Annotated in this window: 9 protein-coding genes; 4 read left to right on the top strand and 5 right to left on the bottom strand. The window is 60.2% G+C overall.

Annotation, left to right across the window (positions count from 1 at the left end; all coding sequences use genetic code 11):
- Window positions 1-205: 205 nt before the first annotated feature.
- Both FQ187_RS23845 and FQ187_RS23840 read right to left on the bottom strand, forming a co-directional pair.
- Window positions 206-781, bottom strand: coding sequence for an ANTAR domain-containing response regulator (locus tag FQ187_RS23845; protein ID WP_008146285.1), 576 nt, complete (start codon window positions 779-781; stop codon window positions 206-208).
- 15 nt (window positions 782-796) lie between these two features.
- A complete protein-coding gene (locus FQ187_RS23840) occupies window positions 797-2,008 on the bottom strand; it encodes a CmpA/NrtA family ABC transporter substrate-binding protein (protein WP_149631353.1) in 1,212 nt (403 codons plus the stop codon).
- A 229-nt stretch (window positions 2,009-2,237) separates the two neighbouring features.
- Between FQ187_RS23840 and FQ187_RS23835 the strand changes: the two genes are divergently transcribed.
- Window positions 2,238-3,257, top strand: coding sequence for a quinone-dependent dihydroorotate dehydrogenase (locus tag FQ187_RS23835; RefSeq protein ID WP_149631352.1), 1,020 nt, complete (start codon window positions 2,238-2,240; stop codon window positions 3,255-3,257).
- A gap of 121 nt (window positions 3,258-3,378) precedes the next feature.
- Here the strand turns inward: FQ187_RS23835 and rmf are convergent, their stop codons facing one another.
- Window positions 3,379-3,594, bottom strand: a complete 216-nt coding sequence (gene rmf / locus FQ187_RS23830) for a ribosome modulation factor (RefSeq protein ID WP_003223300.1) — start codon at window positions 3,592-3,594, stop codon at window positions 3,379-3,381.
- A gap of 530 nt (window positions 3,595-4,124) precedes the next feature.
- Between rmf and rlmKL the strand changes: the two genes are divergently transcribed.
- Window positions 4,125-6,401, top strand: a complete 2,277-nt coding sequence (gene rlmKL / locus FQ187_RS23820) for a bifunctional 23S rRNA (guanine(2069)-N(7))-methyltransferase RlmK/23S rRNA (guanine(2445)-N(2))-methyltransferase RlmL (protein WP_149631351.1) — start codon at window positions 4,125-4,127, stop codon at window positions 6,399-6,401.
- Window positions 6,402-6,542: 141 nt separating this feature from the next.
- Window positions 6,543-8,930, top strand: a complete 2,388-nt coding sequence (locus tag FQ187_RS23815) for a GGDEF domain-containing protein (protein WP_149631350.1) — start codon at window positions 6,543-6,545, stop codon at window positions 8,928-8,930.
- A 106-nt stretch (window positions 8,931-9,036) separates the two neighbouring features.
- On the opposite strand, the gene dacB is transcribed toward FQ187_RS23815, so the two are convergent.
- Window positions 9,037-10,497 carry a D-alanyl-D-alanine carboxypeptidase/D-alanyl-D-alanine-endopeptidase gene (gene dacB / locus FQ187_RS23810; RefSeq protein WP_046047889.1) on the bottom strand — a complete coding sequence of 487 codons (1,461 nt, stop codon included), beginning with the start codon at window positions 10,495-10,497 and terminating at the stop codon, window positions 9,037-9,039.
- Between the two features lie 234 nt (window positions 10,498-10,731).
- Between dacB and FQ187_RS23805 the strand changes: the two genes are divergently transcribed.
- Entirely contained in the window at window positions 10,732-11,076 is a 345-nt protein-coding gene (locus FQ187_RS23805; protein WP_007896965.1) for a YggL family protein, read from the top strand.
- A gap of 42 nt (window positions 11,077-11,118) precedes the next feature.
- Here FQ187_RS23805 and FQ187_RS23800 read toward each other — a convergent pair whose 3' ends face one another.
- Window positions 11,119-12,309 (bottom strand): benzoate/H(+) symporter BenE family transporter, encoded by a 1,191-nt coding sequence (locus FQ187_RS23800; RefSeq protein WP_149631349.1) that lies wholly within the window; start codon window positions 12,307-12,309, stop codon window positions 11,119-11,121.
- Window positions 12,310-12,433: the final 124 nt, after the last annotated feature.

Genomic DNA, 12,433 nt, shown 5'->3' with positions numbered 1-12,433 from the left:
CATGAGCTTGCAGGTGGGGCGCCGCATCGGCCGCACCACCGGCCCCGGTCTATGGGGCCAAAACAAAAAAACGCCGCCACCGGATTCGCCAATGGGCAAATGAGGTGAGCGACGTCTTTGTCGTAGGTGGGGCAACCGCCGTTGGTTACCTGTAGCGATTACCTAGCGAGATCTGTGCCACATTCACACCGATCGTTGGGGGGAGTCAGCCAAGTAGCTCACTCATGGCGATGATCTGCTCCGCCACCTGAATCAGCTTCTGCTGACGGCTCATGGCCTGGCGGCGCATCAGGGTGTAGGCCTCTTCCTCGTTACAGTCCTTCATTTTCATCAGCAGCCCTTTGGCCAGCTCGATGCGCTTGCGCTCGGCCAGTTGCTGGTCACGGGCGTTGAGTTGGGCGCGCAGGGCCTGGTCGCTTTCAAAGCGCGCCATGGCCACGTCGAGAATCGGCTGCAAGCGCTGTGCGTGGATGCCTTCGACGATGTAGGCACTGACGCCGGACTTGATCGCCTGGCGCATCACATCGGGGTCATGTTCATCGGTAAACATCACAATCGGCCGCGGTTGGTCGCGGCTCACCAGCACCACTTGCTCCATCACATCGCGGCTCGGTGACTCGGTATCGATCAAAATCACGTCTGGACGCACCGTTTCGACGCGCGCGGGCAGGTCGATGGTCAGGCCCGACTCGTCGATCACCTCGAACCCGGCTTCGGTCAGGGCCGCCTTCAGGCGACCGACTTTCTTCGCGGTGTCGTTGATCAGCAGGATACGCAACATATTCGTAGTCTCCTGTCAGCGGCTGGCGAGAAGGGGCGAGGTGTCGCTCATGGCGTGCAGCTTGAAGCTGCGGGCATAGCCGGCGGGGTCCAGGCCATCCCAGACTTTGCCGTCGATCAACTGACTGCTGCGCATTTGCTGATCACTCGCGGCCACACCGAAAGCGGTGGCGGCCTCTCGATACAAGTCTAGTTGCTGGACCTGACGGGCCACGCCCAGGTAGTCCGGGTCGTCGCGCAACAAGCCCCAGCGGCGGAACTGGGTCATGAACCACATGCCGTCGGACAGATACGGCAAGTTGACCTCGCCACCACCGTGGAAGCGCAGCGCGTGCGGGTCTTGCCAGCGATTACCCAGGCCATCGGCGTAGTCGCCGAGCAACCTCGGTTCGATGCAGTCGAGCGGTGCGTCGAGGTATTGCGGCGCGCTCAAGAGCTTCGCGGTGCTGCGGCGATTCTCGGTGCTTTGTTCGATGAAGCGGCTGGCCTCCAGAATCGCCATCACCAGCGCCCGTGCGGTGTTGGGGTATTGCTCGACAAAGGCGCGGGTGCAACCGAGGACTTTTTCCGGGTGATCGGGCCAGATGGTCTGGGTAGTTGCCATCGTGAACCCCAGATTTTGCTGCACCGCGCTGGCGGACCATGGCTCACCGACGCAGAAGCCGTCGATGCGCCCGGCTTGCAGGTGCGCGACCATTTGCGGCGGCGGCACGACCACGCTGTCGACGTCCTGCAACGGGTGGATGCCCTGGCTCGCGAGCCAGTAATACAGCCACATGGCGTGGGTACCGGTAGGAAATGTCTGGGCGAAGGTGAGTTTTGGGCGGCTTTGGTGCACGTGCCGGTCCAGTGCTTCAGGACTGGTCACGCCCAGCGCCTGTAAGCCATGGGAGAGATTGATGCTCTGGCCATTCTGATTCAGGCCCATGAGCACCGCCATGTCGGTCGACGCGACACCGCCGATGCCCAAATGCACGGCGTAGATCAAACCGTACAGGCTGTGGGCAGCATCGAGTTCGCCACTGACCAGTTTGTCCCGCAGGTTGGCCCAGGACGACTGGCGCTTGAGGTTCAGGGTCAGGCCATAAGGTTGGGCGAAGCCCTGCGTGGCCGCAACCACTACCGAGGCGCAGTCGCTCAGGGCCATGAAACCGAGGTTGATTTCGGTCTTTTCCGGGGCATCGCTGCCGTTGACCCAGGCCAGAGGGTTGGCTGGAACTTCAATCATCAGTAAACACCTTCCATAAAAAAGCGCCGGACCGGGCTGCTTGCCAGGGCAAGGCCAAGTGACGACGCCTTTGTCTTTCGACTCATCCCGCCGTTGGCATGAGTGCTGATGTCAGTGACGGTGCAAGGCATATGCCATCGCCCGCTGATTTTGTCGCGCGCCTCGCCTGCAACCCCGATGCCCGGCTATAATCGCCGCCACTTTTCGTAGCCCAGAGTCAAACCCGCCCATGTACACCCTGGCCCGTCAGCTGTTGTTCAAACTTTCCCCGGAAACCTCCCACGATCTGTCCCTGGACCTGATCGGCGCGGGCGGGCGTTTGGGCCTCAACGGCTTGCTGTGCAAGGCGCCGGCGAAAATGCCGGTGACCGTCATGGGCCTCGAGTTCCCGAACCCGGTGGGTCTGGCGGCCGGTCTGGACAAGAACGGCGCGGCCATCGACGGTTTTGCGCAACTGGGTTTTGGTTTTGTCGAAATCGGCACCATCACCCCGCGTCCGCAGCCGGGCAATCCGAAGCCACGCATTTTCCGTCTTCCGGAAGCCGAGGCGATCATCAACCGCATGGGGTTCAACAACCTCGGCGTCGATCACCTGCTGGCTCGAGTGGCGGCAGCCAAGTTCAAGGGCGTGCTGGGCATCAATATCGGCAAAAACTTCGATACCCCGGTTGAGCGGGCGGTCGACGACTACCTGATCTGCCTGGACAAAGTCTATGCCCACGCCAGCTATGTGACGGTCAACGTCAGCTCGCCGAACACCCCAGGCCTGCGCAGCCTGCAATTTGGCGATTCGCTGAAGCAATTGTTGGCCGACCTGGCGACGCGCCGCGCAGAACTGGCGCTGCGCCACGGCAAACATGTACCTCTGGCGATCAAGATTGCACCGGACATGACCGACGAAGAAACCGCTCAGGTCGCGCAAGCGCTGATCGAAACCGGGATGGACGCGGTGATCGCCACCAACACCACCCTGAGCCGCGTCGGCGTAGAAGGCATGGAGCACGGCGACGAGGCGGGCGGTCTGTCCGGCGCACCGGTTCGTGACAAGAGCACCCACACTGTGAAGGTGCTGGCGGCCGAGTTGGCCGGTCGCTTGCCGATCATCGCCGTGGGCGGCATCACCGAAGGCAAGCACGCGGCTGAGAAAATCGCTGCGGGTGCCAGCCTGGTGCAGCTCTATTCCGGCTTCATCTATAAAGGTCCGGCGCTGATTCGTGAATCGGTGGATGCGATCGCGGCGCTACGCTAAACGACAGGCATAAAAAAGGGCTCCTCGAAGGAGCCCCTGGGCCGAAGCCCGCCGCCCGGATGGGGCGTGCGTGGTAAGTCGTTATGTAATCAGATTGTCGTGTCGGAGTGTGTGCCCTGTGTTAGCCGACGGCGTGAAGTTCGTTGAGTCTATGGATTCCCGCAGTGCCGGTCATACCGTCCCAGTTGTCGCCGCGTCCTTCTCGCCAGCCGTTAATCCAGGCTTGGCGTACCGACGGTAGAGTAAATGGGCAAAGCTCACGGGATTTGCCACCAACGCCATATTGATATCCGCGCAAAAATGCTCTTTCCAACGGATCACGCTTAAGTCTTCTCATAGGGTGTTGCCCTCACTTGTTGACTGTATTAATCGTGTCGACCTCAATCGAGGTCTGGCAGAAAAACTCCTGCCGTTGGGGCTCGCTGCCGGCGTCGCGAGCCAAGGTGTTGACGTCATTGCGGCGTCAACCTGTATTGAGTTCTAACCAATGCGTCACATCGAGGGAATGATCGTTTTGTCATAAGGACGTAACGATAAAGATGGTATGGCGATAAGTAACACGATGTTGTCCCGTGTCTATTGGCAAAACCCCGGTATGATCAGCCCCGCGCTGCATGATGGGGTTAATCCTTTAGTGAGAATGCCTCCTGTTGAGCAGGGGGACTATTCGACGAAGGGTCGACTTATGACATTTTGTTGCATCAACTTTTTTATCTGTCTTTGCATCTAAGCTCTTTTAACCCGAGCTTGCAGGGGTGGGACGGCACACCTTCGTGCCACGCGGGCGCTCTTTTAGAAAAGCGCCTGATTGAAAACCGGGCCGGCAATGCGTTGCCGGTTCACTTAGCTAAAGGCTCTGGAATTACCATGTCCGATCGTTTCGAACTCTTCCTCACTTGCCCCAAAGGCCTTGAAGGCCTGCTCATCGAGGAAGCCATCGGGCTTGGCCTTGAGGAAGCGCGTGAGCACACCTCTGCCGTGCGCGGTATGGCCACCATGGAAACCGCTTATCGCCTGTGCCTGTGGTCGCGTCTGGCGAACCGGGTGCTGCTGGTGCTCAAGCGTTTCCCGATGAAGGACGCCGAAGACCTTTATCACGGCGTGCTGGATATCGAGTGGCAAGACCACATGCTCAACGATGGCACCTTGGCCGTTGAGTTCAGCGGTCACGGCTCGGGCATCGACAACACCCACTTCGGCGCCTTGAAGGTCAAGGACGCCATCGTCGACAAACTGCGCACGCCGCAGGGCGATCGTCCTTCCATCGACAAGCTCAACCCGGATCTGCGCATTCACCTGCGCCTGGACCGTGGCGAAGCCATCCTGTCCCTCGACCTCTCCGGCCACAGCCTGCACCAGCGCGGCTATCGCTTGCAGCAGGGCGCGGCGCCGCTGAAGGAAAACCTCGCGGCCGCGATCCTGATCCGTTCCGGCTGGCCACGCATTGCGGCCGAAGGCGGCGCGCTGGCTGACCCAATGTGCGGTGTGGGTACGTTCCTCGTCGAAGCGGCGATGATCGCCGCCGACATGGCGCCGAACCTGCGTCGTGAGCAGTGGGGTTTCACGGCCTGGCTCGGTCACGTCCCAGCGCTGTGGAAAAAGCTTCACGAAGAAGCCACTGAGCGTTGCGCCGCCGGTCTGGCCAAGCCACCGTTGTGGATTCGCGGTTACGAAGCCGATCCGCGCCTGATTCAACCGGGCCGCAACAACGTCGAACGTGCCGGCCTGAGCGAGTGGATCAAGATCTACCAGGGCGAAGTCGGGACGTTCGAGCCGCGTCCGGACCAGAACCAGAAAGGCCTGGTGATCTGCAACCCTCCGTACGGCGAGCGTCTGGGTGATGAAGCGAGCTTGCTCTATCTCTACCAGAACCTCGGCGAACGTCTGCGTCAGGCCTGCCTGAACTGGGAAGCTGCGGTATTCACCGGCGCCCCGGACCTGGGCAAGCGCATGGGCATCCGCAGCCACAAACAGTATTCGTTCTGGAACGGCGCGTTGCCGTGCAAATTGCTGCTGATCAAGGTCACGCCGGACCAGTTCGTCACTGGCGAACGTCGCACTCCGGAACAGCGTCAGGTCGAGCGTGAACAAGTTCAAGCTGAAGTCGAAGTCGCCGACAACGACGTGGCACCCGGCAAGTACGAGAAGTACAACAAGAACGGCAACCCGATCAAACCGGCACCGGTGGTGATCGAGCAGCCGCGCTTGAGCGAAGGCGGGCAGATGTTTGCCAACCGTCTGCAAAAGAACCTCAAGGCGCTCGGCAAGTGGGTCAAGCGTGAAGGCATCGACTGCTACCGCGTCTATGATGCCGACATGCCGGAATACTCAATGGCCATCGACCTGTATCAGGATTGGGTCCACGTCCAGGAATACGCCGCGCCGAAGTCCATCGATCCAGAAAAAGCCTCGGCGCGCATGTTCGATGCCCTGGCCGCCATTCCGCAGGCCCTGAACATCGACAAGAGCCGCGTGGTGGTCAAGCGTCGCGAGCGACAGAGCGGCACCAAGCAGTACGAACGCCAAGCGGCACAGGGCAAGTTCGTCGAGGTCAATGAAGGCGGCGTGAAGCTGCTGGTGAACCTCACGGATTACCTCGACACCGGGCTGTTCCTCGATCACCGGCCAATGCGCATGCGGATTCAGAAAGAGGCAGCCGGCAAGCGCTTCCTCAACCTGTATAGCTACACCGCAACCGCCAGTGTTCACGCAGCCAAGGGTGGCGCGCGCAGCACCACCAGCGTCGACCTGTCGAAAACCTATCTGGACTGGGCGCGTCGCAACTTGTCGCTGAACGGTTTCTCCGACAAGAACCGTCTGGAGCAGGGCGACGTGATGGCCTGGCTCGACGCCTGCCGTGACGAATACGACCTGATCTTCATCGATCCGCCGACGTTCTCTAACTCCAAGCGCATGGAAGGGATCTTCGACGTGCAGCGTGACCAGGTGCAATTGATCGACCTGGCCATGGCGCGTCTCGCCCCGGGCGGCGTGTTGTACTTCTCCAACAACTTCCGCAAGTTCCAACTCGAGGAAAACCTTGCCGAGCGTTATGCGGTCGAGGAAATCACCACCCAGACCATCGATCCGGATTTCGCCCGTAATGGCAAAATCCACCGTGCCTGGAAAATCACGGCTCGTTGACGCTCGAAGGATTGGATCCACAGAGCCTTGATTTTTAAAGGCTCTTGGCTTCTTTCTGTGCTGGTCAAATTGATGGCTAATAGCTATAACTCAACGCATGGCCAATGGGCTTTCCCGCACCTGGCGTTGTGAGTTGCGTCTATGTCGTTGCACGCCGTGCGCCCGAAGATCCTGGGTTTTATCAGTGAAGATGTCTCGGCCTGGCTGGTCGCACTGCTGGTATTGATCGTCGGCGGGATTCTCACGGGATTGCTGGCATGGTCGACGCTGAATCTGTTTCACCAACAATTGCGGCAACGTTTTCAACTGCTGGCCAGTGAACGTTACAGCCGTATCGAAGAACGCTTCGAAGATCAGGAGCAGCGCCTCGATGGCCTGCGCCGGTTCTTTACCAATTCCGATTCGGTCTCCCGCGCGCAGTTCGACGGTTACACCCAACCGCTGCTGCACCGGACTCAGGCCTATTCCTTCGCCAAGCGGATAACCGGTGCCGAACGGGCGGAATTTGAACGCCAGGTGCGTGCAGAGGGTTTACCCGACTTCACTATTCGTGAACTCAATGCCGACGGCCAACTGCAACAGGCGGCCGAGCGGGATGAGTACGCGGCGGTGCTGTATAGCCAGACCCAAAGCAAACTGGGTTCGCCGCTGGGCTACGACTTGTGGGCTCAACCCTTGCGCCGTGCCACCCTTGAACGGGCCGATCAGCACGGCGGCATGGCGGTATCGCAGCCGATGCATTTGGTCAGTATCGAACCGGCCTATGCGCGTGGCGTGCTGCTGGTCGCACCAGTATTGCTGCGCAAGACGGGGGTGAAACCGTACGGATATGTCATGGCCGTGATCAGCATGCATCAGTTGCTGGCGGACGGGCTGCCGGACACTGGCCGTGACTATCTTTCGGTGCGCATCCTCGACTTATCCACAGACGATCAGCACGAAGTGCTTTATGAGTCCCCCAACACGCCGGCGCCCAGTGAGTTGTCCGCGACTCGGCTGTTGCGGCTTGCCGACCATGACTATCAAGTCGATATTCAGCCCAGCGATGCCTTCCTGCGAGCCAATCACTCTTCGGTGACCACCCTGGTGGTGCTGGGCGGCTTGCTCAGTCTGTTGCTAAGCGCCTTGCTCTATGTGCTGGTCAGTCAGCGTCAACGGGCGCTGAAAATGGTCGAGCAACGGACCCAGGAACTGCGCGCCCGTGAGCAGGAGTTGCGCGGCACCCATGGCCAGTTGCGTGGCGTGCTGAATGCCGCGACCCAAGTGGCGATCATCGCCACTGACCTGCGTGGGGTTATCCGCACCTTTAATGCCGGGGCAGAGCAAATGCTTGGCTACACCAGCATCGAGGTGGTGGGCCATATGACTCTGGAAAACCTGCACCTGCCCCGAGAGCTCCTGGCACGTTCGGCGGAGTTGAGCGCGCGCTATGGCAAACCGATTCCGACCTGCCAGGCGATGTTGGTCGAGGGCGGCGAGGAGGGCGGTCACGAAGCGCGGGAATGGACGCTGCTGCGTAGCGACGGCAGCCATTTGACGGTGAACATGCTGGCAACCCCGGTCCTCGACGAGCAAGGCTTGTGGGTCGGGCACCTGGCGATCTGTATCGACATCACTGAACGCAAGCGGGTCCACGAGGCCCTGGCGGCACGGGACCTGTTGTTGAAGAAACTCAGCGCCCATGTGCCCGGCGGGATCTACCAATTCAAGATGGAGTTCGATGGGCGCTTCAGTGTGATCTACGCCAGCGACGGTATTCGCGAGATCTACGAACTTGAACCGGATGTGCTGTTGTTCAATGCCGAAGCGATTTTCACGCGGATTCATCCGCAGGACACCACCCGGGTCCGCGCTTCGATCCGGGCGTCGGCGGACACCCTCAGCCCTTGGCGCGAGGAGTACCGCGTGCAGCTGCCCCTGCGCGGCCTGCGTTGGGTTCGTGGCGAGGCGACACCGGAGGAATTGCCCGGTGGCGGCGTGCTCTGGCACGGCTACATCTCGGACATTTCCGATTTGAAACGGGTGGAAGAAGAACTGCGGGCGCTATCGATCACCGACTCGCTGACCGGGATCCACAACCGCCGCTATTTCCAGGAGCGCCTGACCACCGAAATGGTCCGGGTCGAACGCGGTGGCGGCGAGCTGTCGGTGATCATGCTCGATATCGACCATTTCAAACGCATCAATGATCAGCATGGCCACGCTGTCGGCGATCGGGTGTTGCAGATTGTGTGCGAACGCATCGGCCATCGGCTGCGACGCACTGACGTGTTCTGTCGCCTGGGTGGCGAGGAGTTCATGGTGCTTTGCCCGGACATCAACGGCGAGCATGCCCATGTCCTGGCCTTGCAGCTGTGGCAAGGGTTGCGCAGTTCGCCGATCGAAGGCGTCGGGACAGTGACCGCGAGTTTCGGGATTGCCAGTTGGCGAGTCGGGGAGGGCGCGGATGCGCTGCTGCTGCGGGCGGATTCGGGGGTATATGCGGCGAAACTGGCAGGACGGGATCGGGTAAAAGGGGAGATGAACTAGGCGATTCTGCGGTGAATTGAAAAGATCGCAGCCTTCGGCAGCTCCTACGGGGTCATGTGTACACCTGTAGGAGCTGCCGAAGGCTGCGATCTTTTGATTTTAAAGGTTAGAGCACCGAAGCCGTTTCCGGCAGTTTCGGCTGGCGATACAGGTCCAGCAGCACCTGATCCAGCACCGACGACGCGCCAAACGGTGCCTTGTCGTTGAGGATCGCCACCACCGCCCAGGTATTGCCGTTGATGTCGCGGCTGAAGCCGGCAATTGCCCGCACGGTATTCAGGGTGCCGGTCTTGATGTGCGCCTCACCGCGCATCGCCGTGGTCTTCAGGCGTTTGCGCATGGTGCCGTCGGTGCCGGCAATCGGCATCGAGCTGATGAACTCGGCCGAATACGGGCTTTTCCAGGCCGCTTGCAGCATGCCGGCCATTTCACGCGCACTCACCCGTTCCGCACGGGACAGGCCGGAACCGTTTTCCATCACCAGGTGCGGCGCGGTGATGCCTTTCTTCGCCAGCCACTGACGCACCACACGCTGTGCAGCCTTGGCATCGTCACCGTCGGCCTCAGTGCGGAACTGCGCGCCCAGGCTCAGGAACAGCTGCTGGGCCATGGTGTTGTTACTGTATTTGTTGATGTCGCGGATGATTTCCGCCAGGTCCGGCGAGAAGGCCCGAGCCAGGACCTTGGCATCTTTAGGTGTTGGCGCCAAACGGTCCACGCCCTGAATACTGCCGCCCAGTTCCTTCCAGATCGCTCGCACGGCGCCTGCGGTGTAGGTCGCGTGGTCGAGCAGCGACAGGTAAGTCTGGGAACTGCAGCCCTCACCCAACTGGCCGCCAACCGTCACGGTCACGCTGCCATCGGCCTGGGTCACCGGGTTGTAACGCACGCCACCGGTGCATTGCTTGGAGTTGACGGCTTTGACCTGGTTTTCGATGCGAATGGTGGCAATCGGCGGTTCCACCGACACCAGCACCCGGCCGTTGTCGTTACGCGCCACAAAGCGCAGGGCCTTGAGGTTGACCATCAGCGCGTCGGGTTTGACCAGGAACGGCTTGTTATCGTCATTGCCGTCGTCGTTGAACTGCGGCAATTGCGGCTGTACGAAGAAATTGCGGTCCAGCACCAGATCGCCGGTGATTTGCGTCACACCGTTGGCGCGCAGGTCACGCATCAGCAACCAGAGTTTTTCCATGTTCAGCTTCGGATCGCCGCCGCCCTTGAGGTAGAGGTTACCGTTGAGGATGCCGCCGCTGAGGGTGCCGTCGGTGTAGAACTCGGTTTTCCACTGGTGGTTTGGGCCGAGCATTTCCAGCGCCGCGTACGTGGTGACCAGTTTCATGGTCGAGGCCGGATTGACCGAGACGTCAGCGTTGAAAATGGTCGGGGTGCCAGGGCCGTTGAGCGGGATCATCACCAGCGACAGGGCGTTGTCCTGCATCTTGCTGGCCTTGAGGGCTTTTTCAACGTTGGGCGACAGCGAGGTGTTGATCGGAGCGGCGGAAACAGAGAAGGCCAGCGGGAGCAGAAAACCGGCCAGCAGCAATGGACGCAAAGATTTGATCATGTGAAATAAAACCCTACAGCCGAGGGGGAAAAAGACGAGGGCATGAAGATAAATTCCCTCAGTGGTCATGAAAGTGTCGGCATTATGCCCCAAGGTGTAGCGGCTTGTGCCGTACCCTGGTCCTCTAATCCGCTATTTTTTTACCGACGGTAGGGCTTGCAACCCAGAGAGACGGGCAATCGGCGCCTTAAACTGCTAAAGTGCCGCCCGTTATTACTTATGAGGATTGTTCCAATGGCGACTAACCGTTCCCAGCGTCTGCGCAAAAAACTGTGCGTCGATGAATTTCAAGAGCTGGGTTTCGAACTGAACCTGGATTTCAAAGAAGATTTGGCTGATGAAGCCATTGATGCTTTCCTCGACGCGTTCCTGAAAGAAGCCATGGAAGCCAACGGTCTGGGCTATGTTGGCGGCGACGACTTCGGTCTGGTTTGCCTGCAGAAGCGTGGCTCGGTGTCCGAAGAGCAGCGTGCCGCTGTTGAAGCCTGGCTCAAAGGCCGCAGCGAATTGACCGAAGCGACTGTCAGCCCGCTGATCGACGTCTGGTACCCGGAAAAGCCGATCAATCCGGTAGCTTGATGTTCTAAAAAACGGCGACCCAAGGGTCGCCGTTTTTTTGCTTCAGGCTTTACGCCAATTCAGAATCACCAGCGTCAACACCCCTGCCACAATCCCCCAGAACGCCGAACCGATGGAAAACAGCGTCAGCCCCGACGCCGTGACCATAAAGGTAATCAGCGCCGCTTCACGTTCCTTCACTTCGCTCATGGCGATGCTCAAGCCGTTGATGATCGAGCCGAACAACGCCAGCGCCGCAATCGACAGCACCAACTCTTTCGGCAGCGCGGCAAACAGCGCCGCCAGTGTCGCGCCGAACACCCCGGCAATCCCGTAAAAAATCCCGCACCAGACGGCCGCCGTGTAGCGCTTGTTGCGATCTTCATGGGCATGCGGCCCGGTGCAAATCGCCGCGCTGATGGCTGCCAGGTTGATCCCGTGGGAACCGAACGGCGCCAGCAGCAACGAAGCGATGCCGGTGGTGGTGATCAGCGGCGAGGCCGGCACGGTGTAACCGTCGGCGCGCAGCACGGCGATGCCGGGCATGTTCTGCGAGGTCATTGCCACGACAAACAGCGGAATGCCGATGCTGATGGTCGCGGCGAGGGAGAAGTGCGGCGTGGTCCAGACCGGCGTCGCCAGTTCCAGATGAAAACCGCTGAAGTCCAGCAGACCCATGAACCCTGACAGCGCCGTGCCGATCAACAGCGCGGCCAGAACGGCATAACGTGGCGACAGACGTTTGACCGCCAGATAAGTGAAAAACATGCCTAATACCAGCGCGGTGCGATGCTGCGCAGCGACGAAGATTTCGCTGCCGATCTTGAACAGAATCCCCGCCAGCAAAGCCGCCGCCAATGACGCCGGAATCTTTTTCACCAGTCGTTCAAAGCTGCCGGTCAAACCACAAATCGTCACCAGCACCGCGCAGGTAATGTAGGCGCCAATGGCTTCGCCGTAGGTCACACCGCCCAGACTGGTGATCAACAACGCCGCGCCGGGGGTCGACCAGGCGATGGTGATCGGCGTGCGGTAACGCAGGGACAGGCCAATCGAGCATACCGCCATGCCAATCGAGATCGCCCAGATCCACGAGGAAATCTGCCCGCTGGTCAGACCCGCCGCTTGCCCGGCCTGGAACATCAGGACCAGGGAGCTGGTGTAACCGGTCATCATCGCGATGAAGCCGGCAACGATCGCAGAAGGCGACGTATCGGCAAAAGGGCGGAGCTGCGTGTGCGTGACGTCGTTCATGACAGCGGTGTTCCTTGTTCTGATGAAGATGTCCGAAACGCCGCTGAACCCTGTGGGAGCGGGCTTGCTCGCGAAGGCGGTGTGTCAGTCAAAGCAGATGTCGACTGATACACCGCCTTCGCGA

This window comes from Pseudomonas sp. ANT_J28 (assembly GCF_008370005.1).
GTDB classification, from domain to species: domain Bacteria; phylum Pseudomonadota; class Gammaproteobacteria; order Pseudomonadales; family Pseudomonadaceae; genus Aquipseudomonas; species Aquipseudomonas frigoris.
The sequence above is the reverse complement of the archived record's forward strand: the minus strand, read 5'-3'. Positions and strand labels throughout refer to the sequence as shown.

Excerpts from the sequence above, each read along its gene's own strand:
- FQ187_RS23845 (WP_008146285.1), bottom strand. The coding sequence starts at position 781 with ATGTTGCGTATCCTGCTGATCAACGACACCGCGAAGAAAGTCGGTCGC.
- FQ187_RS23840 (WP_149631353.1), bottom strand. The coding sequence starts at position 2,008 with ATGATTGAAGTTCCAGCCAACCCTCTGGCCTGGGTCAACGGCAGCGAT.
- FQ187_RS23835 (WP_149631352.1), top strand. The coding sequence starts at position 2,238 with ATGTACACCCTGGCCCGTCAGCTGTTGTTCAAACTTTCCCCGGAAACC.
- rmf (WP_003223300.1), bottom strand. The coding sequence starts at position 3,594 with ATGAGAAGACTTAAGCGTGATCCGTTGGAAAGAGCATTTTTGCGCGGA.
- rlmKL (WP_149631351.1), top strand. The coding sequence starts at position 4,125 with ATGTCCGATCGTTTCGAACTCTTCCTCACTTGCCCCAAAGGCCTTGAA.
- FQ187_RS23815 (WP_149631350.1), top strand. The coding sequence starts at position 6,543 with ATGTCGTTGCACGCCGTGCGCCCGAAGATCCTGGGTTTTATCAGTGAA.
- dacB (WP_046047889.1), bottom strand. The coding sequence starts at position 10,497 with ATGATCAAATCTTTGCGTCCATTGCTGCTGGCCGGTTTTCTGCTCCCG.
- FQ187_RS23805 (WP_007896965.1), top strand. The coding sequence starts at position 10,732 with ATGGCGACTAACCGTTCCCAGCGTCTGCGCAAAAAACTGTGCGTCGAT.
- FQ187_RS23800 (WP_149631349.1), bottom strand. The coding sequence starts at position 12,309 with ATGAACGACGTCACGCACACGCAGCTCCGCCCTTTTGCCGATACGTCG.